Origin of the sequence: Solimonas fluminis (assembly GCF_002930645.1) — a bacterium.
Taxonomy (GTDB): domain Bacteria; phylum Pseudomonadota; class Gammaproteobacteria; order Nevskiales; family Nevskiaceae; genus Solimonas_A; species Solimonas_A fluminis.
Genome location: NZ_PSNW01000011.1, coordinates 38,301 through 57,776, shown reverse-complemented (window position 1 = coordinate 57,776; position 19,476 = coordinate 38,301). Strand labels below are relative to the sequence as shown.

Sequence of the window (19,476 nt, the reverse complement as noted above, 5' to 3'; positions counted from 1 at the left end):
GCCATAATCGGCATATATCTGTTCGCTGGAGGCAATAATGGGGCGGCAGTTCGAGCACCTGGGAGATGTGGAGGTCCTGGCCGCGGTGGTGGAGCAGGGCTCGTTCACCGCGGCCGCGGTGGCGCTGTCGACCACGCCCTCGGTACTGAGCCGCACGATCACCCGGCTCGAGGCGCGCCTGGGCGTCCAGTTGCTGCGCCGGACCACCCGCAGCCTGGGGCTGACCGAGGCGGGGCGGGGCTACCTGGAGCAGGTGCGCCAAGCCTTTTCGCTGATCGCCGAGGCTGAGCGGGCGATCCAGGGGCAGCAGAGCGAGCTCAGCGGCGGGGTCCGCCTCAGCGTGCCCACCACCTACGGTCACTACCGCCTGCCGCCCCTGCTGCGGCGCTTCACGCAGCGCTATCCGCAGGTGCAGGTGGAGTTGAACATCACCAACCGCAACGTCGACCTGGTGGCGGAAGGCTTCGACCTGGCGATCCGGCTCGGTTCCTTGCCGGACAGCGGGCTGGTGGCGCGCAAGCTCGAGGACGCCGCGCTCTGCCTGGTGGCCTCGCCGGAGTACCTGGAACAGGCCGGCAGCCCCCAGGACCTCGATGCGTTGCGCCGGCATGCCTGCCTGCCGTTCGTGCTGCCGAGCACGGGGCGCATCAGTCCCTGGCTGTTCCGGCAGGACGGGCGTGAGCTGCAGTGGACGCCGGCATCGCGGCTGCAGGTTTCCGACGATGTCCTGGGTGTGGTGTCGCTGGCGGAGCAGGGCCTGGGCATCTGCCAGACCTACGACTTCATCGCCGCGGAGCGCCTGCGCCAGGGACGCCTGGTGGAAGTGCTGCCGCAACTGCGCGGCGGCAGTCGTCCCTTCTCGGTGATCTATGCACCGCACCGGCGCCTCTCGGCGGCCTGCCGCGCGCTGGTGGAGGAACTGGTGAGCGCGGCGGTCGCCTGAGGCCTGCTCCGGCCTCAGGCGACCGCCGGCTCGCGCAACTGTCCTGCTTCCATCTGCATCACGCGGTCGGCCAGGTAGTCCACCTCGGCGGTAGCATGCGTCACGTAGAGCATCGGCAGGCGCGTTTCTTCCTTCACCCGCCGCAGGAAGGGCAGGATCTGCTGCTTGAGGCGTTCGTCCAGCGACGACAGCGGTTCATCCAGCAGCAGCAGGCGCGGCGAGTAGAGCAGGGCGCGGCCCAGCGCCACGCGCTGGCGCTCGCCGCCGGAGAGTTGCGCCGGGCGGCGCGTGACCAGCGGGCCGATCTCCAGCAGCTCCAGCACCGGCTGCAGCTCGAAGCGCCGCTGCGCCGGTTCCAGGCGCTTGTAGCCGTAGAGCAGGTTGTCGCGCACGCTCAGGTGCGGGAACAGCTGGCCATCCTGGAACACCAGGCCGAAATGCCGTTGCCAGGCCGGCACGCAGTGACGTCCGTCGGCCAGGAGCTTGCCATCGAAGCGGATCGTGCCGGCCTGCGGCTTCAGCAGGCCGGCCAGCAAAGCCAGCAGCGTGCTCTTGCCGCTGCCGGAGGGGCCGCAGACGCCGGTCACACCCGCGCCGATCTCGGCCCGGGCCTGCAGGCGGAACGCGCCGCGGCGGAAGTCGAGATCAATGCTCAGCATGCGGACGGTAGCCCAGCAGGCGCTCTGCGCGCCGGTTGATGATGTGTGCCGCCGTCAGCGCGGCACCGGCCAGCACGATGGACAGGATCGCCAGGCGCTGCGCCGCCTCCTCGCCACCGGGCACGTGCGTGTAGCCGTAGATGGCCAGCGGCACCGTGCGCGTCTCGCCGGGAATGCTGCCGACGAAGGCCATGGTCGCGCCGAATTCACCGAGGCTGCGGCTGAAGCAGAGCACCAGGCCCGCGATGATGCCGGGCAGTGCCAGCGGCAGCGTGATGCTCAGGAACACGCGCCAGGGTGGGGCGCCCAGCGTGGTGGCGGCCTGCTCCAGGCGGCGGTCGATCATGGCGAAGGCCAGGCGCACCGGCTGCACCATCAGCGGGAAGGCCATCACCGCCGAGGCCAGCACCGCGCCCTTCCAGGTGAAAGCGATGCTGACGCCGAACTGCTCGTTGAGCCAGCGCCCGATCAACCCCTGGTTGCCGAGCAGCAGGAGCAGGATGTAGCCCGGCACCACCGGCGGCAGCACCATCGGCAGCTGCACCAGCACTTCCAGCGCCAGCTTGCCGCGCGAGTCGCGGCGCGCCAGCCACCAGCTCAGGCCGATCCCCGGAGGCAGGCAGAGCAGGGTGGCCCAGAACGCGACTTTCGCGGACAGCCACAGCGCGGTCAGTTCGTCGGGCGAGAACACTCGGGTCCGGGACTCAGGGCTTGGATTCGAGCAGCGTGAAGCCGTATTTGCGGAAGATCGCCGCGGCGTCGGGCGAACTGCGCACATACTGCAGGAATTCGCCGCCCTCGGCACGCCCGCCCTGCACCAGGGCCACCGGATAGACCACCGGCTTGTGGCTGCCGGCGGGGAAGCTCGCCACCACCTCCACCTTGCTGCTGATGGCCGCGTCGGTGGCGTAGACGATGCCCAGCGGGCATTCGCCGCGCTCGACGAAGGCCAGCGCGGTGCGCACGTCGTCGGTGCCGACGATGCGGCCGGAGACCTTGTCCCACCAGCCCAGCGAGGCCAACGCTTCCTTGGCGTAGATGCCCACCGGCACTGCGCCCGGCTCGCCGGTGCAGAGCTTGCCCTTGAAGGCGCCGGCCAGGTCGAAGCCGCGCTCCATCTTCACCTCGGGGGCCTTGCCCTTGGGCGCGATCAGCACCAGGGTGTTGCCGAGCAGGGAACTGCGGCTGCCGGCGGCAAGCTTGCCGCGCTGCTCCAGGTAGTCCATCCAGTTCAGGTCGGCGGACATGAAGACGTCGGCCGGCGCGCCGGCCTCCACCTGCTTGGCCAGCGCCGAGGAGGCGCCGAACACCAGCACCGGCGGCTCGTGTCCGGCCTTCTGCCAGGCCGCGCCGATGTCGGTCACCGCGTTGGTCAGACTGGCGGCGGCATACACCCGCGCCGGGTCGGCGAAGGCAGCGGAGGAGACGAGCAGCAGCAGGGACGACAGCAGTTTTGCCTGGAGGCGCATGGCGGATACCCGGGGGCTTGCGGAGATGTCGATATATAGCGTTCTATATAACGATACCGACTGTCAATCAGAACCCAGGGAGTTTTCGTGATGAGTCAACGTTTCCCGGCCGGCCTTGCCGCGCTGTGCGCTTTTTCCTTGCTGGCTGCCGCCCCCATCGCCTCCGCTGCCGACGAACTGCTCGAAACCCTCGCGCAGAAGGGCGTGATCAGCCTGGAGGAATACGAGAAGCTCAAGGCCTCGCGCAAGAACGCACCCACGGTGAGTACGGACGACGGCTTCCGCGTGCTGTCCGGCGACGGCACCGCCAGCGTCCAGGTCGGCACGCTGCAGCAGCTCGACTTCGCCGTCTACCAGGACGAGGCGGGCTACGACCTGCCGGACGGCAGCGAGATGCGCCGTTCGCGCCTCTCGGTGGGCGGCAGCTTCCTGAAGGACTGGAGCTATCGCGCGGAGTACGAGTTCGCCGGCACCACCGGCGTCACCGACGCCTTCGTCGCCTACAACGGCTACAAGCCGCTGACGGTCACCGCCGGCAACTTCAAGGTGCCCTTCGGCATGGATGCCCTGGCGGCGGACAAGAGCGTGGCCTTCATGGAGCGCGCCATGTCCTGGGGCTTCGTGCCCTCGCGCGCGCCGGGCCTGATGGTCAGCACCTCGGGTGCCCACTGGACGGCGGCGCTGGGTGTCTTCGGCGAGCCGGTGGCCACCGCGCAGGCCGGCGACGAGAGCTTCAGCGGCGTCGGACGCGTCAGCTGGGCGCCGGTCCTGTCGGAGAAGCAGGTGCTGCACCTGGGCGCGGCGATCCAGGTCCGCAATCCCACCCAGGACACCGCTGCGGGGGCCACCGGCGGCACGGTCGCCTTCGCCTTCAAGCCGGAATCCAACCAGGTGCCCAATGCCCAGCGCCTGGTCAGCACCGGCAACATTGCCGCCGTGGACCTGATCCAGGTGAAGGGGCTGGAACTGGCCTGGCAGCAGGGCGCGTTCTCCGCCCAGGCGGAATACAGCTTCGTGCAACTGGACCGCAAGACGGATTCCTCCCTGAGCTTCTCCGGCGGCTACGCCCAGCTCGCCTGGACCCTGACCGGCGAGGGCCGCCGCTACAAGGCGGACCGCGGCGTCTTCGAAGGCGTGCGTCCGGCGAACAACTTCGGCAAGGATGCCGGCTGGGGCGCCTTCGAGCTGGCGGCGCGCTACAGCACCGTGGACCTGGAGGACAAGGCCGTCCGCGGCGGCACCGAGGACAACGCCGCGCTGGCGCTGAACTGGTACCTGACGCCGTTCACCCGCATCAGCTTCAACGCCATCAAGGTGCTGGACGCGAACGGCCGCACCGGCGCGTCGGCGGCGCTCAACGACAAGGAGCCGGCGATCTTCCAGATGCGCCTGCAGCTGGCGATCTGAACGGCGGCCGGATCGGCCGCCGTTCACCGCGCTGGAGAGGCGCCCGTGCCGGGATGGGCGGGCGCCCCTTTCGTTTCCTACGACCAAAGTCGTAGTCCCAATCTCGGATACCGCGCGGCTCCGAGCGGGCGGAACATGGTGCCCACGCCATCGATGCGGGACGTCCGTCAACGCCCCAGGAGCCGCCCATGATCTGGTATCTGGTCACTGCACCCCACGCCTACACCGTCAGCGAACACCTGCGCGGCGAGTGGGGCGCGTCCCTGCGCAAGCGCATGGTGGTCATGCCCTACGAGCTGCTGACGCGCATGCCGGTCATGCCCCAGGGCAGCTACATCTTCTCCGACCTGGAGCGGCTCGACGCACTGCCGCGCAAGATCCTGGGCAGGGTCTGGGCGCGGCTGCAGGACAGCGGCTGCCGCATGCTCAACCATCCGGAGCGCAGCCTGCGCCGGCTGGAACTGCTCGATGCCTTGCACAAGGACGGCAGGAACGACTTCCGCGCCTTCCGCGCCGACACCGCCGGCGAGCCCTGGCGCTATCCCGTCTTCATCCGGCAGGAGAAGGAGCACAGCGGCGCGCAGAGCCCGCTGCTCCACGACCTGCAGTCGGTGCGCGAGGCGCTGCTGCAGGCGGTGCTGTCCGGGCACGCGCTGTCGGAGCTGCTGGTGGTGGAGATGTGCGACACCGCCGACACGGGCGGCATCTACCGCAAGTATTCCGCCTTCCGCATCGGCGATCGCATCATCCCGCGGCATGTGCTGTTCAGCCGCAAGTGGATGCTGAAGGACATGGACCTGCTGGAGCCGGCGCATCGCGCGGAGGCCCGCGACTACTGCCAGGCCAATCCACACGAGTCCGAGCTGCGCGACCTGTTCGCCCGCGCGCAGATCCACTACGGCCGCATCGACTACGCGGTGGGCCGCGACGGCCGCCTCCAGGTCTGGGAGATCAACACCAATCCGCAGATCATGCGGGCCCCGCAGGCATACCCGGAAAGCGTTCGCCATTTCCACCACGCCTTCGCCGAGCGCTATCTCGAAGCCATGCAGTCCATCGACAGCGACGGTGAGGAGTCCACCGATGCCCGCTGGTCCGATCTCGCAAAGGCACTGGTCGCCCAGGGCGGGCGCCGGAGCCGGCCGTGACCGAGACGCCGGAGTTCCGGCTGGCCGCGCCGCAGGATGCGGCGGACATCACCGCCTGCGTGCGTGCCGTGCGCGGCGAGAGCTATCCGATCCGCCTGCTCTACGCCCCCGCGGAGCTTGCGCAGGCGATCGCCGATGCCCGGCTGGTGTTCGCGCTGGCCCTGCTGCCGTCCTCCGGCGAGGTCGCCGGCCTGGCGGCGCTGGAGCCTTCGCCCTATGGGCGGACAGCCGAGCTCGGCGTGCTGATGGTGCGGCCGTCGCTGCGCCGCCAAGGCATTGCCGACGACATGCGCCGCCTGCTCGCCGCCTGGGCGCGGGAGCAGGGCAGGCGCGGCCTCTGGGGGGAAGTCCTGGCCCCGGTTGCGGAGTCCCCGGAGGCCGTCTGCATCTCGCAGCGCTTCACCGAGAACGCGCAACTCGTGCCCTGTGGCATCGCGCTGGGACTGTGGCCGGGCATCGGCGGTACGCGCCAGAGCTTCGTCCGTTATGCCCGCCCGCTGCCGCCGGACGCCGCCTCCACCGCCTGCCGGCTGCCCGCGCGGCATCATGCAATCACCGCGGAAATCCTCGGACGGTTGTGCTGCCCCGTCAGCTTCGAGGAGGAAAGCCCCGCCAGCGGCCTGAGCAGGCTGCACGCGACGCATGACCAGGGCCTGCGCTCCTGGGTCCTTGCGGTTCCGCGCATCGGTAGCGACAGCGCCGCGCAGTTGCTGGCCGCCATCACGCGCCTCCAGGCCGATCCCGGGGTGGCCTGCGCGCATCTGGAACTGCCGTTGGCCCAGCCCGGCGCCAGCCTGCTCTGCGAACTGGCGGAAGCCCAGGGGTTCTTCTTCTCCACGATCACGCCGGAGGCCTTCCGCGAGGGGCCGGGCCTGCGCCTGCAGTGGCTGGCTCAGCCCATCGAGCCCACCGCGCTGGCGCTGCTCAACCCGCTCGCCCGTCGTATCGCCGAGCATCAGTTTCGCGAGCAGGCGCGCGTCAGGGCGTGCGCCGTCGCCGCCGCCGCATGAATCGCCAGGGCCTGCCCCCGATCCTGCTCGCCGCCGAATTGGGGCATGGCCAGGGTCATCTCGCGCCGCTCGGCGCGATCGCGGCCCATCTTGCCAGCCGAGGGCAGTCTTGCCTGCTGGCGACGCACCAGCCCGAGATGGCCGAGACGCTGGGCCTGCATCGCCATGCGTCCATCCTGCCCGCTCCCACCGGCATGGCCGGCCCGCAGGCGGTGCGCCTGCAGGCCAGCTACGCCAGCCTGCTCCACGACTGCGGCTGGCACAGCCCGGTGGCTCTCGCCGGCCGCCTGCGCGCCTGGTGCTCGCTGCTGCAGTTCAGCAGCGCCCAGGCCCTGCTGGTGGATCACGCCCCCACCGCGCTGCTGGCCGCACGCGTGCTGCGGTTGCCGGCGGCGGCGCTGGGCACCGGCTTCAGCCTGCCGCCGCTGCACAATCCATTTCCCGCCTATCCCACGATCCCCGCTCGCGAGGAACGCCTGCGCGACAACGAGGCCCGGGTGCTCCTGGTGGTCAACGAGGCGCTGGCCGCGCTCCGCGCCGAGCCGCTGCCGAATCTCCAGTCCCTGTTCAGCGGGGTGGAACTGGGCCTGAAGACCTATCCCGAACTCGACCACTACGGCAGCGTGCGCGAGGCCAACTACATCGGCCTGCCGGATTTCTCCTCCGGCCTGGCCGTGGACTGGGGCAAGACCCGGGGGCCGCGCCTGCTGGCCTACCTGCGTGCGGGAGACGGCCTGGAGTCGCTGCTGGCCGCGTTGCAGGCGGCCCCTGCCCAGGTGCTCGTGCGGCTGGCCGACCTGCCGCGCGCCACCGTGGCCCACTTCGAGCGTCCGGGACTGCGTATCCTGGACCGCAATGTCTGGTTGCGGCAGGCCATGGAGAGCTGCGACGCCTTCGTCGGCTCCGGCTCCCACGGTGCCGTGGCCGAGGCGCTGCTCGCCGGCAAGCCGTGCCTGATCCAGCACTTCCAGATGGAGCAGCGCCTGCTGGCCGAGCGGGTCGCATCCTTCGGGGCCGGCCTGGTGCTGGCTCCGGACCAGCCCGATTCCTTCGGCCCTGCGCTGCAGCGCCTGCTGGACGATCCCACGCTGCATCAGGCCGCGCGCCGTTTTGCGGCGCGCTACGCCGGCCGCAACCGGCAACGGATCCTGCCGCAGTGGGTCGACGGGTGGGTGGAGAAGCTCGCCGCCTGAGGAGTAACCAACAAAGTCCGGGGATGTTTGCGGTTCGCCCTGAAGTCCTGAGCTCGTAGAAGGATCGAAGGGTGTGCGGCAAGCCGTCGGCCGGCGGTAGGAAAAGTCCGCCCGCGCTTCGACCAGTTCGCTGAAGGCGCCTGCTTTCGGCAGCACGAAAGGGCTTTGCCCGCGTGTCCCCACTGCTATCGCAATCATCCGGGCAACCGTCCGGAGATTTCGTCGTGCCCCTTTGCTCAGGGCCGCCGTCCATGGCGCGGCGGCATCTGGCGAATTAATCCCAGCCCGGCCCTCCATGGCCGGGGCCTTCGCCGGCGTGGATTGCCATTCAAGGCAATCCACGAAAGCCCCGGCTCGGCCTACGACCAAAGTACTAGGACTACTCGCGGATACCGCGGTCGCGCCCGGAAGACGAAGCTAACACGCAGTAGATAAATCATAGGGGGCTGCAATGAACCACATCCACAAGATCATCTGGAGCCGGGCGCTCAATTGCCTAGTCGTAGCCTCGGAACTGGCCCGCAACCATGGCGGCGGCAGCAGCGGCACGGTCGGCTCGGTGCCTGTGCAGCGGTCCGGCACCCTGAGGATCGGTGCCTGGGCGCTGGCGCTGCAGCTGGCATTCCCCTTGATGGGCTATACCCCGCCGGCCCTGGCCGAGGAATGCCGGCTGAACGACGCCAACAACAATGGCGGCAGCAACGGTTCGGCGACGAATTCCCTGGCCTGCGGCATCGGCAACGTCGCCAGCGGCGGGGACAGCACGGCGGTAGGCGCGTTCAGCGACGCCACCGGACAGTTCAGCAACGCCTTCGGCGCGGACAGCCAGGCCACCAATAACCGCGCCACCGCACTGGGCGTGAGCAACATCGCCTCCGGCGCCAGCAGCACCGCGGTGGGCGACGCCAACCGTGCGGGCGGCGCCAACAGCACCGCGGTGGGCCATGCCAGCCTTGCCACCGGCGCGAGCAGCCTGGCCGTGGGCGACGACAGCGCCGCGAGCGGATCTTTCAGTGCGGCCCTGGGTTACGACAACGCCGCCGGCGGCAGCCGCAGCCTGGCGGTCGGCAGCCGCTCCACTGCCAACGCCGATTTCTCGGTGGCGATCGGCAACTCCGATATCGCCGCCAGCGGCGCGCGCGTCGGCACCGGCGCCACCAACGGCATCGCCATCGGCCGCGATGCCGCCGTCGGCGTCAATGCCGTCAATGCCATGGCGCTGGGCAGCGACACCGACGCCACGGCAGCCGCGGCCACCGCCATCGGCGTCAGTTCGGCCGCCTCGGGCGCCAACAGCACGGCGGTGGGTAGTGACAACACCGCCTCCGGCCTGCGCAGTTCAGCCTTCGGCTACCAGAACAGTTCGGTGGGTGAAAATAGTTCAGCGGTCGGCTACGGCAATACTACCGAGGGTACAGGTAGCGCCGCCCTCGGAACCTACAACTACGCTGGCGGCGCGGGCAGCACCGCTGCCGGCTATGCAAATTCCAGTTCAGGCCTGCGCAGCTCCGCTTTCGGCTACGAAAACATGTCCGCGGGAGCTTACAGCGTGGCGATGGGCAACTACGCCAACGCGGAGGGGTTCGGTTCGCTCGCGATCGGCGTGGGTCTTCCCATCCCTGATGAATACGGCGGGATGATGAACAGCGGGGTCTCCGCAACCGCATACGGCGACGGCAGCATGGCGATCGGCGGCGGCTCAGGTACGGTCGGCGACTATTCCGTCGCTGTCGGCCTCGGTTCGGTGGCAGCTGGCCAGACCTCGATAGCCATTGGCCTTGGCAATATCGCGGGGACGGCGGGGGTCGATCCGGAATCGGACGAACTCGTTCCGACCGGCGGGCTGTTTGCCATCGCCTTCGGCATGGGGAACCGGGCCTACGGCGATTCCAGCATCGCGATCGGCCTGCGCAACGCTGCCTATGGCGCTTCGAGCTTCGCTTGGGGCGAGGCCAACGTCGCCGACGTGGACGGAGCCATCGCCATCGGGCGCGAGAATGAATCGCTGGGCATCGATAGCCTCACGCTGGGGCTCTACAACGAAGCAACGGACGAAGATGCCGTCGCCATCGGCCACAGCAATTCAGCTGAAGGCAACGACAGCAGTGCCGTCGGCGTCAACAACGACGCGACGGGCGAGGACAGCGCCGCCTTCGGCTTCGACAATACCGCGAGCGGCATCGACAGCTCGGCCATGGGTCACCAGAACCTGGCCAGCGGTACCGCGAGCAGCACGTTCGGCTACCAGAGCGAAGCGACGGGTGGCTACAGCGTAGCCCTGGGCGCCAATGCCAACGCCAATGCCGACCATTCCATCGTGGTCGGCACGGCGCTGGACGGCGAGGCCGGCACCACGGTCGCGGCCGGCGCCACCAACGGCATCGCCATCGGCCGCAATGCGAGCGTCGCGGCGGCGGGGGTCAACGCGATCGCCATGGGCTCCGCCAGTATCGCCAGCGGCCCGCGCAGCACGGCGATCGGCACCAACAGCAATGCCGCGGCCCAGAACTCGGTGGCCATCGGCAACGCGGCCGCCGCAGCCAACGGCGCACGCGTCGGTACCGGCGCCACCAATAGCGTCGCCATCGGCCCCGATGCTGCCGTGGCGGACAATGCGGCCAATGCCATCGCCCTGGGCTACGCCACCCGGGCTTCCGCGGCCACCAGCACCGCCGTCGGTACCGAAGCCGTCGCCTCGGGCGCACAGAGCGTGGCCGTGGGGTATTCCAACACCGCCTCGGCACTCGTCACCAGTGCGCTGGGCAGCGACAACACCGCATCGACTGCCGGCGCCAGCGCGATCGGCGCGCGCAATGTCGCCAGCGGAGTGAACGCTTCGGCCCTGGGTTTCACCAACACCGCTTCGGGCGGAGGCAGTTCGGCCCTGGGCTCCCACAGCCAGTCGGGCGCGGATTTCTCGCTGGCCATCGGCAACTCCGACACTGTTGCCACTGGCGCACGCGTGCTCGCCGGCGCCACCAATGGCATCGCCATCGGCCGCAACGCCTCCGTCGCGGCCAATGCCACCAATGCGATCAGCCTGGGCACCAACGCCGCCGCTTCGGCGGCTTCGGCCATGGCGGTCGGCGCCGGTTCCACGGCTACCGGCGGCAGCGCCAGTGCGGTGGGCAACGCCAACGTCGCCAGCGGTCTTGGAGCTTCCGCTTTGGGGTACAACAATACCGCCAGCACGGACGGCGCCAGTGCCGTGGGTTATCGGAACAGTGTTACCGGGGCGTACAGCGCCGCCATTGGCCAAAACAATGCTGCATCCGGCGATTTCAGTGCCGCACTGGGCCGCCAGAGCAGCGCTTCCGGTGACGGCAGCGTCGCTGTCGGCAACGCCACCAGGGCCAGTGGGGGCGGCAGCTCCGCCTTCGGCACCGGCGTCGAAGCGGCTGGGGCCGGCAGTGTCGCCGTAGGCAACAGCAGCAACGCCTGGGCGGACGGCTCGCTGGCCATCGGCGTGCACTCGGGCGAGGAATATGGCGGCTCCGGGGCCGTCGTCCGCGAAAACGCCACGGGGGCCATTGCGATCGGCAGCAGCACGACCGCCGCAGCGGAAGGCGCCATCGCCATCGGCCGCTACAGCACGGCGGGCCTGGTGGAGGTCGACCCGGATACCGGGGAAGAGACGGTGACGGGACTCGAGGCCATCGCCATCGGCACGCGGAACACCGCCGAGGGCAATTCCGCCATCGCTTTGGGCTCGGACAACCGGGCTGAGGATGATGATGACGTCGCGATCGGCCTTGGAAACGGCGCGACCGGCGGCGAAAGCAGCGCCTTCGGCCGCGACAACAGCGCGAGCGGATCCAACAGCAGCGCCTTCGGCAACGAGAACGATGCGACAGGGGTGTCCAGCAGCGCTTTCGGTTATGAGAACAACGCGAGCGGCGAGCGCAGTTCGGCGATGGGCTACGACAACGTCGCCAGCGGCCTGAATTCCTCCGCGATGGGCTTCAGCAGCAGGGCCTCGGGTGCCTACGGCACCGCCGTGGGTGCGAACAGCGAGGCAGCCGCGGACTACTCGCTGGCCCTGGGCAACTCCGACACCGAGGAGGGCGGTGCACGAGTTGCCGCCGGTGCCACCAGCGGCATCGCCATCGGCAACAACGCGTCGGTGGCAGCGGCCGGTATCAACTCCATTGCCTTGGGCCAGAGCTCGGCGGTATCCGGGGTCAATTCGATTGCCATGGGCTCCGCCAGCCTCTCCAGCGGTGAGCGCAGCACCGCGATCGGAACCCACAGCAACGCGGCTGCCGAGGATTCGGTGGCCATCGGCAACGCCCAGTCAGCAGTCAATGCCACGCGTGTCGCCGCTGGCGCCACCCATGGCATCGCCATCGGCCACCGGGCCGGCGTGGGCGCCACGGGAGAGGATGCCATGGCGATCGGCGCCTATGCGCAGGCCAATGGCCGGCGGTCCACGGCGGTCGGCAACAACAGCACGGCGGTCGATCTCGGCAGCGCGGTTGGCGGTTTCAATACCGTTACGGGCAGGGGCGGCAGTGCTTTCGGCGGCAGCAACTCTGCGATCGGTGAGTCCGCCGCGGCGTTCGGTGACGCCAACACTGCCGAGGGTCAGAACAGCAGTTCCTTCGGCTCCGGCAACTATACCGAAGGCGATCAAAGCAATGCCTTCGGATACTTGAATGAGGCTTACGGCGTGGGCAGTTCCGCCGTCGGCTACCAGAATGAGACCGGAGGAAACTACAGCGTTGCGCTCGGCGCGCATGGCAACGCCAACGCCGACCATGCCATCGTGCTCGGCTCGGCGCTCGACAGCGAAGCCGGCACCACCGTCGCCGCTGGCGCGACCAACGGCATCGCCATCGGCCGCAATGCCTCGGTAGCGGCAGCCGGGGTCGATTCGATTGCGCTGGGCACCGATGCTTCGGCAACGGCAGCGGGCAGCGTGGCGCTGGGCCAGGGTTCGGTGGCAGACGTCGCCAACACCGTCTCGGTGGGATCTGCCGCCAACCAGCGCCGCATCGTGAATGTGGGCGCTGGTTCTCTCTCTGCGGGCAGCACGGACGCCGTCAACGGCAGCCAGTTGCGGGGCCTGAGCCTGACGCTGAGCAGTTCGCTCGGCGGCGGCGCGGCGGTGAACGCGGATGGCAGCATCGTGTCTCCGACCTACAACGTGGCCGGCACCGACTACAACAACGTGGGCGGTGCGATCGAGGCCCTGGAGGCCTTGACCGGCACGGGTAGCGCGTTGGGTGTTTCCTATGATGACGCCAGCCGCGACACCATCACCCTGCAGGGCGACAGCGGCACCACCCGCATCACCAACCTGACCGCCGGCACGCTCGCCGCCGGCAGCACGGATGCCGTCAACGCCGGGCAGCTCTTCGACACCAACCAGGACGTGGCGCAGAACACCAGCGACATCGCTGCCCTGGACGGGCGCGTGGATACCGCGGAGACCAGCATCAGCGGCTTGCAGGCCACGGTCGGTACGCACACCACGCAGATCGGTACGCTCGATACCCGCCTGACCAGCGCAGAGGGTGGGATCGCCACGCTGGGCGGCCGCGTGGACACGGCGGAGACCGACATCGGCACGCTGCAGATGGACGTCGGCAGCCTGCAGACCACGGTCGGCACGCACACCACGCAGATCGGCACGCTCGACACCCGAGTCACCGCGGCCGAGGGTGGACTCGCCACGCTGGGCGGTCGCATCGATGCGACGGAGAGTGACATCGGCACGCTGCAGACGGACGTCGGTAGCCTGCAGACCACGGTGGGCACGCACTCCATGCAGATCGGCGCACTGGACACCCGCGTGACCGCGACCGAGGGCGACATTTCCGCGCTCGGTGGCCGCGTCGATGCCGCAGAAACCGACATCGGCGCGCTGCAGACCGACATCGGCAGCTTGCAGGCCACGGTGGGCACGCACACCACGCAGATCGGTGCGCTCGATACCCGAGTCACCGCGGCGGAAGGTGGGCTCGCCACGCTGAGTGGCCGGGTGGATACGGCGGAACAGGATATCGCGCAGAACAGCAGCGACATCAGCGCCCTCGACGGTCGCATGAGCGCCACGGAAGGAGAGGTTGCCAGCTTGGGCGGGCGTGTGGATGCCGCGGAGACCGATATCGGTACGCTGCAGACAGACGTCGGCAGCCTGCAGGCCACGGTCGGCACGCACAGCACGCAGATTGGCACGCTCGACACCCGAGTCACCGCGGCCGAGGGTGGACTCGCCACGCTGGGCGATCGCGTCGATGCGACGGAGAGCGACATCGGCACGCTGCAGACGGACGTCGGCGGCCTGCAGGCCACGGTCGGTACGCACACCACGCAGATCGGTGCCCTCGATACCCGTGTGACCACGGCGGAGGGCGGGATCTCCGCGCTCGGTGGCCGCGTCGATGCGACGGAGAGCGACATCGGCGCGCTGCAGACGGATGTCGGCAGCCTGCAGTCCACGGTGGGTACGCACACCACGCAGATCGGCGCCCTTGATACCCGCGTGACTATGGCGGAGGGCGGGATTTCCGCGCTCGGTGGTCGCGTGGATGTCGCCGAGACCAATATCGCCGGCTTGCAGACCACCGTCGGCCAGCATACGGCGAGCATTGGCGGCCTGGCCCAGGCTCTGGGTGGCGGCGCGGCCGTGAATCCCGACGGCAGCATTGCTGCGCCGACCTACAACGTGGGCGGCACCGACTATGACAATGTCGGCGCGGCGGTGGAGGCCCTGGAAAGCCTGGCGGGTGCCGGGGGGGCGCTGGGCGTGTCCTACGATGATGCCAGCCGCAACAGCATCAGCCTGCAGGGCGCCAGCGGTACGACCCGCATCACCAACCTGGGGGCCGGCACGCTGGCTGCGGGCAGCACGGATGCGGTCAATGCCGGCCAGCTCTTCGCCACCAACCAGGAGGTGGCGCAGAACGCCAGCGACATCGCGGTGGTGGATGGACGCGTGACCGCGGCCGAGGCCGGCATCGCGACGCTGGACGGTCGTGTGGATACGGCCGAGGCGAGCATCGGCAGCCTGCAGACGACGGTGGGGACACACACCACCCAGATCGGCGCTCTGGACTCCCGTGTCACCACAGCCGAGGACAGCCTCGACGCCCTGGACACCCGGGTAGGCGACGCGGAACAGGACATCGCGCAGAACAGCAGCGACATCAGCGCCCTGGACGGTCGCGTGAGCACCACGGAAGGGGAGGTCGCCAGCCTGGATGGTCGCGTCGATGCGGCCGAGGCGAGCATCGGCGGCCTGCAGGCCACGGTGGGCACGCACACCGCGCAGATCGGTGCGCTCGACACCCGCGTGACTGCAGCGGAGGGCGACCTCGGTGCGCTCGACACCCGCGTGGACACCGCGGAGCAGGACATCGCGCAGAACAGCAGCGACATCGGCGCCCTGGACGGCCGCGTCAGTTCCGCGGAAGCCACCATCGGTCAGCATAGCGGCCAGATCGCCGGTCTCGGCACTCGCCTGGACACGGCCGAGGGCGATATCGGCGGCCTGCAGACCGACGTCAGCACGCTCGGTGGGCGGGTCACGGCAGCGGAAGGCGATATCGGGGGGCTGCAGGGTCGTGTCGACTCGGCGGAGGACATGCTCGACCAGCACACGACGGACATCGCCGGCCTCGATACGCGCCTGGGTTCCGCGGAAGGCAGCATCGCCAGCCTGGACAGCCGCGTGATCGCCAACACCAGCAGCGTGAACGGCCTGGCACAGGCCCTGGGTGGCGGCGCCGCGGTCAATGCCGACGGCAGCATCGCCGCCCCGAGCTACAACATCGGCGGCAATGCCTACAGCAACGTCGGCGATGCGTTCGGCGCGCTCGAAGGCCTGGCCGCCGCCGGCAACCCGCTGGGCGTCGCCTACGACGACGCCAGCCGCAATACGCTGACGCTGGGGGGCGCCGGCGGCGCCACCCGCATCACGCGCGTCGCCGCCGGCCGCCTGGCGGCCGACAGCAGCGATGCGGTCAACGGGGCGCAGCTCCATGCCACCAACCAGAACGTGGCGCAGAACACGGCCAACATCGCGGGGCTCGACGGTCGTGTGGGCAACGCCGAGTCCGGTATCGCCCAGAACAGCGCCGGCATCACCGCTCTGGACGGCCGGGTCACCGCCAACGAATCCGCCATCGGTGGCCTGACCACCCGGGCCAACGCGGCCGACGCCGGAATCGCCGCCAATGCGGCGGCCATCGCGACGGTCGATAGCCGCGTGGACGCCGCGGAGGCGGACATGGCAGCGGTGGAAGGCCGCGTGGAGGCGGCCGAGCAGCAGATCGGTGCGCTGGACACGCGCCTGGGGGCCAACGAGGCGGCCACCGCGCAGAACACCGCCGATATCGCGGCGCTCCAGACGGCCACCACGCAGAACAGCGCGGATATCTCCGCGCTGGAGTCGGCCACGGCCCAGAACACGTCCGATATCGCTGCCAACACCGCCGCCATCGGCGTGCTGGATTCGAGGGTGGATGCCGCGGAAACTGGCATCGCGCAAAACACCGCGAACATCGCCGCGCTCGATACCCGCGTGGATTCGGTGGAGGCGGACGTGGCGGAGATCGCCGGCAACGTTTCCGAGATGGGTGATCGCCTCGATACCGTCGAGAACGATGTCGCCCAGGTGGACGGCCGCGTCACCGTGGTGCAGAACACGGCCAACACGGCGCTGGCCCGTGCCGACCAGGCGCTGGCTTTCTGCGGCCCCGGCGGCGGTGCCGATTCCGCCAAGTGCGGTGTGCGCAACGACGCCAGCGCGGATGGCGCCACCGCCATGGGCGTGGACAACACCGCCAGCGGCGAGGGCAGCGCAGCGCTCGGCTCGGGCAACACGGCCAGCGGCGCCAATTCCAGCGCCATCGGCGTGAATGCCACCGCTTCTTCCGCCAATGCCATCGCCATCGGCGCCGGTGAGGATGCCGAGAGCTCGGCCCGTGTCGGCAGCGATGCCGAGAACGGCCTGGCGATCGGCAGTGGTGCCCAGGTGTCCGATGGCGCGGCCAACGCCGTCGCCATCGGCAGCGGTGCCCGCGCCCAGGCGGCTGGCGGCATCGCGCTGGGCCAGAACGCCACGGCGGTGCAGTCCAACTCGGTGGCCATCGGCTCGGGTGCCGTGGCGCAGTCCTCGGTGGCGGTGGGCACCGGCGCGCAGGCGCTGGGCACCAACACCACGGCGGTGGGCGACAACGCCCGTGCCGCGGGCGCTTTCGCCGCGGCCTTCGGCAACAACGCCACGGCCAGCGCGGCCAACAGCGTGGCGCTGGGCAATGGCTCGGTGGCCGACCAGGACAACACGGTGTCGGTGGGTTCGTCCAGCCAGCAGCGGCGCATCACCAACGTGGCGGCCGGTACGGCCGACACCGATGCCGCCAACGTCGGCCAGCTCAAGCAGCTGGGTGCCAGTGCGGTGCGCTACGACTTCAACGGCGACGGCAGCGTCAACTACAACTCGGTGACCTTCGGCAATCCGGACGGTACCGGCGGCCCGGTGAGCCTGCGCAACGTCGCGGCCGGTGTGGCGCCGACCGACGCGGTCAACGTGCAGCAGTTGACCGACCTGCGCGTGGACTTCGGCCGCACGGTGGACGAGATGCGCGACGAGGCCAATGCCGGCATCGCCGCGGCCATCGCCATGGAAGCGGCACCGTTCATTCCCGGGCACATCACCTATGCGCTCGGCAGCGGCTACTACGTCAACCAGGGGGCGGTCGGTGTCACCTTCCGCGGCACGGCCGAGAACGGCCGCTGGAGCGTGACCACCGGCGTTTCCACCTCCGAGCATGGTACCGCGGTGCGCTTCGGCGTCAGCGGCGTGCTCTGGTGAGCGCAACGCGGCATTCCCACCAGAACCAGATCAGGGTGATATCCAGATGAGCCTCAAGTACTACGACTATGACAGCGGACGGGAGCGCTACAAGCGGCGCTACGTCTGGGGCATCCACGGCTATGCACTGGGAATGGCCACCGGCCTGGCCTTGCTCTATCTGTTGCGCTGAGGAGGTTCCATGAAAAAGCAGAACCCGCTTGTCCTCCTGGCCGTGGTGCTGAGCGCCACGCTGTCCGCCTGCAGCACGCCGCGGGAGGGGCCGGATGCCCAGGGCGTCTCGTTTCCCCCGCGCGAAGCGTCGTACCGGCGTGACGGCATCGTGGTGACGCGCGACACGGTGCGGCTGCTGCAGCCCGGCCTGAGCAAGGACCAGGTGCGCCAGCTCATCGGCAACCCCCATTTCACCGAGGGCCTGTTCGCCGTGCGCGACTGGAACTACATCCTCAAGTTTCCGGCCGCGGGCATCGGACTGGTCGAGTGTCAGTTCCAGCTCCAGTTCGACGAGCAGGGCAAGGTTCGGAGCAGGCATTGGCAGACAGAAGCCTGTGCGGCGGCGGAAGGGTCATCGATGGTGGCCGCCGCCGGGGCGGCACCTGCAGCGGCCTCTGCCGCCGCCGATGCGGCGGAGGACAGCAGGGGTGATCGCTGGTCCGAGGACGGCCTGGTATTCCCCTTCGGGCGCTCCAGCCTGGATGACCTGCGTGCCGCGGACCGGGCGCGACTCAAGGCCCTGGTGGCGAGGACGGTGCGCGAGGCAGGCTCGGTGCAGCGCATCGTTGTGGTCGGCCATGCGGATCGCATCGGCACGGTGCAGCGCAAGGAATCGCGCGCGCTGGATCGCGCGCAGGCGGTAGCGGGTGCCTTTGTCGCCAAGGGCATCGCCCCCGGGATGATCGAGGCGGTCGGGCGTAGCGATGCCGAGCCGTTGTCAGCCTGCCCGACGCGGCCACCGCTCTCCGAGTTGCTGGCCTGCCTGACTCCGGATCGCCGCGTGTCGGTGATCGTTTACCTGAAAGCCGGTTGAACGACCGATGGGAGACCTGCACATGTTCTGGCTTGGATTGGCGGTAGGGTTGCTGATGGGCTCGATGGCCGGCGCCGGCGGGCTCGCCTGGCTGGCGATCAGGAACGACCGGCGCCGGTTGAGATAGGAGCGGCGCCGTTCAGTTGCCGGCGAGCAGGCGCTGCGCCAGCACCGCCGCCTGGGTACGGCTGCGCAGGTCGAGCTTGCGCAGCAGTGCGGTGATGTGGGTCTTCACCGTGGACTCGCGGATCGCCAGTTCGTCGGCGATCTGCTTGTTGAGCCGGCCGTCCTTGATGTAGAGGAGAATGCGCAGTTCCTGGGGAGAGAGGCGGTCGATGCGGGCGTCGATCGAGTCCGGGGGGGGCGGGGGAAGCGTGTCCGGCGGCGGCCACCAGCCGCCGCCGGACATGACCTTGGCCAGGATCTGCTGGGTCTGTTCCACTGGCGTGGCCTTGGGAATGAAGGCGACGGCGCCCAGCGCTTCCGCGGAGCGGACCCACGACCGTTCCTCCATGCCCGAGACCACCGCCACTCTCAGTTCGGGCCACTCATGGCGCAGGTACTGGAGGGCGGACAGCCCCTCGACATCGGGCATCATGAGGTCCAGCAGCACCAGCCGGGTGTCCGGGTGCTTGGGCAGGCTGCTCTTCAGCGCCGCCAGCGAATCCACCTCGATGACCTGGGCGGACGGCTCGATGCGCTCGATGTTCAGGCGCAGGGCGACGCGCAGCAGCGGGTGATCGTCCGCGATGATGACGGTGGCTGTGGCCGTGGTGCCCACGGATTCTCCGAATGCATTC

12 protein-coding genes are annotated in these 19,476 nt (G+C 69.5%); 8 read left to right on the top strand and 4 right to left on the bottom strand.

Annotated elements, in window-relative coordinates; translation table 11 throughout:
• Positions 1-37 precede the first annotated feature (37 nt).
• Entirely contained in the window at positions 38-943 is a 906-nt protein-coding gene (locus C3942_RS17555; protein WP_104231672.1) for a LysR family transcriptional regulator, read from the top strand.
• Positions 944-957: 14 nt separating this feature from the next.
• Here C3942_RS17555 and C3942_RS17550 read toward each other — a convergent pair whose 3' ends face one another.
• From C3942_RS17550 to modA, 3 genes are read right to left on the bottom strand one after another with little or no spacing between them, the layout of a single operon-like run.
• Positions 958-1,602: an ATP-binding cassette domain-containing protein gene (locus tag C3942_RS17550; RefSeq protein WP_104231671.1), complete on the bottom strand. Its 645-nt coding sequence runs from the start codon at positions 1,600-1,602 to the stop codon at positions 958-960.
• A complete protein-coding gene (gene modB, locus C3942_RS17545; protein WP_243393655.1) occupies positions 1,589-2,293 on the bottom strand; it encodes a molybdate ABC transporter permease subunit in 705 nt (234 codons plus the stop codon). Before modB ends, C3942_RS17550 begins: the two co-directional genes overlap by 14 nt.
• A gap of 13 nt (positions 2,294-2,306) precedes the next feature.
• The gene (gene modA, locus C3942_RS17540) at positions 2,307-3,071 is read right to left on the bottom strand and encodes a molybdate ABC transporter substrate-binding protein (RefSeq protein WP_104231669.1); all 765 of its coding nucleotides are present in this window, start codon (positions 3,069-3,071) and stop codon (positions 2,307-2,309) included.
• A 90-nt stretch (positions 3,072-3,161) separates the two neighbouring features.
• On the opposite strand from modA, the gene C3942_RS17535 reads away from it, so the two are divergent.
• The 7 genes from C3942_RS17535 to C3942_RS17510 all read left to right on the top strand — a co-directional run bounded on the left by C3942_RS17535 (position 3,162) and on the right by C3942_RS17510 (position 18,676).
• Positions 3,162-4,478, top strand: coding sequence for an OprO/OprP family phosphate-selective porin (locus C3942_RS17535; RefSeq protein ID WP_104231668.1), 1,317 nt, complete (start codon positions 3,162-3,164; stop codon positions 4,476-4,478).
• Positions 4,479-4,666: 188 nt separating this feature from the next.
• The gene (locus C3942_RS23045; protein WP_104231667.1) at positions 4,667-5,626 is read left to right on the top strand and encodes a hypothetical protein; all 960 of its coding nucleotides are present in this window, start codon (positions 4,667-4,669) and stop codon (positions 5,624-5,626) included.
• Positions 5,623-6,636, top strand: a complete 1,014-nt coding sequence (locus C3942_RS17525; protein WP_104231666.1) for a GNAT family N-acetyltransferase — start codon at positions 5,623-5,625, stop codon at positions 6,634-6,636. The genes C3942_RS23045 and C3942_RS17525 overlap by 4 nt, the downstream gene beginning before the upstream one ends.
• Positions 6,633-7,829, top strand: a complete 1,197-nt coding sequence (locus tag C3942_RS17520) for a glycosyltransferase (protein ID WP_133164345.1) — start codon at positions 6,633-6,635, stop codon at positions 7,827-7,829. Before C3942_RS17525 ends, C3942_RS17520 begins: the two co-directional genes overlap by 4 nt.
• A 451-nt stretch (positions 7,830-8,280) precedes the next feature.
• The gene (locus C3942_RS17515) at positions 8,281-17,649 is read left to right on the top strand and encodes an ESPR-type extended signal peptide-containing protein (RefSeq protein WP_104231664.1); all 9,369 of its coding nucleotides are present in this window, start codon (positions 8,281-8,283) and stop codon (positions 17,647-17,649) included.
• Positions 17,650-17,695: 46 nt separating this feature from the next.
• Positions 17,696-17,821, top strand: a complete 126-nt coding sequence (locus C3942_RS22870; RefSeq protein WP_279331249.1) for a hypothetical protein — start codon at positions 17,696-17,698, stop codon at positions 17,819-17,821.
• A 9-nt stretch (positions 17,822-17,830) separates the two neighbouring features.
• Complete coding sequence (locus C3942_RS17510; RefSeq protein ID WP_104231663.1) at positions 17,831-18,676, top strand: OmpA family protein; 846 nt, start codon at positions 17,831-17,833, stop codon at positions 18,674-18,676.
• Positions 18,677-18,815: 139 nt separating this feature from the next.
• Here C3942_RS17510 and C3942_RS17505 read toward each other — a convergent pair whose 3' ends face one another.
• Complete coding sequence (locus C3942_RS17505; RefSeq protein ID WP_165797512.1) at positions 18,816-19,457, bottom strand: LuxR C-terminal-related transcriptional regulator; 642 nt, start codon at positions 19,455-19,457, stop codon at positions 18,816-18,818.
• Positions 19,458-19,476 lie beyond the last annotated feature (19 nt).

Excerpts from the sequence above, each read along its gene's own strand:
- C3942_RS17555 (WP_104231672.1), top strand. The coding sequence starts at position 38 with ATGGGGCGGCAGTTCGAGCACCTGGGAGATGTGGAGGTCCTGGCCGCG.
- C3942_RS17550 (WP_104231671.1), bottom strand. The coding sequence starts at position 1,602 with ATGCTGAGCATTGATCTCGACTTCCGCCGCGGCGCGTTCCGCCTGCAG.
- modA (WP_104231669.1), bottom strand. The coding sequence starts at position 3,071 with ATGCGCCTCCAGGCAAAACTGCTGTCGTCCCTGCTGCTGCTCGTCTCC.
- C3942_RS17535 (WP_104231668.1), top strand. The coding sequence starts at position 3,162 with ATGAGTCAACGTTTCCCGGCCGGCCTTGCCGCGCTGTGCGCTTTTTCC.
- C3942_RS23045 (WP_104231667.1), top strand. The coding sequence starts at position 4,667 with ATGATCTGGTATCTGGTCACTGCACCCCACGCCTACACCGTCAGCGAA.
- C3942_RS17520 (WP_133164345.1), top strand. The coding sequence starts at position 6,633 with ATGAATCGCCAGGGCCTGCCCCCGATCCTGCTCGCCGCCGAATTGGGG.
- C3942_RS17515 (WP_104231664.1), top strand. The coding sequence starts at position 8,281 with ATGAACCACATCCACAAGATCATCTGGAGCCGGGCGCTCAATTGCCTA.
- C3942_RS22870 (WP_279331249.1), top strand. The coding sequence starts at position 17,696 with ATGAGCCTCAAGTACTACGACTATGACAGCGGACGGGAGCGCTACAAG.
- C3942_RS17510 (WP_104231663.1), top strand. The coding sequence starts at position 17,831 with ATGAAAAAGCAGAACCCGCTTGTCCTCCTGGCCGTGGTGCTGAGCGCC.